Source organism: Blastococcus sp. CCUG 61487, assembly GCF_005222955.1.
Taxonomy (GTDB): Bacteria; Actinomycetota; Actinomycetes; order Mycobacteriales; family Geodermatophilaceae; genus Blastococcus.
This window is the reverse complement of record NZ_LWUA01000134.1, coordinates 420-622: the sequence shown is the minus strand read 5'-3', so window position 1 is coordinate 622 and position 203 is coordinate 420. Positions and strand designations below refer to the sequence as shown.

At 75.4% G+C, this 203-nt stretch carries 1 protein-coding gene; it reads right to left on the bottom strand.

Features of this window, described 5'->3' with window-relative positions; translation table 11 throughout:
* Positions 1-13: 13 nt before the first annotated feature.
* Positions 14-203 (bottom strand): helix-turn-helix domain-containing protein (locus A6V29_RS08455; RefSeq protein WP_137159894.1); only part of this gene is annotated, 190 nt, incomplete at its 5' end.

Below are 203 nucleotides of genomic sequence, written 5' to 3'. Positions count from 1 at the left end.
CGGCCATAGGGAATCAGGAGAGGGACCGCCGCACCGCGAGCGCGGCGCCGAACAGCTGGATGCCCCGGGTCGAGCGCGGGTGGACGGCGGTGAGCTCGGCGATCCGCTCCAGCCGGTTGTCCACGGTGTTGGCGTGCACGCCCAGGGCCGACGCGGCGGCCCGCCGGTCCAGGTCGGCGTCGAGGAAGGCCGTCAGGGTGGCC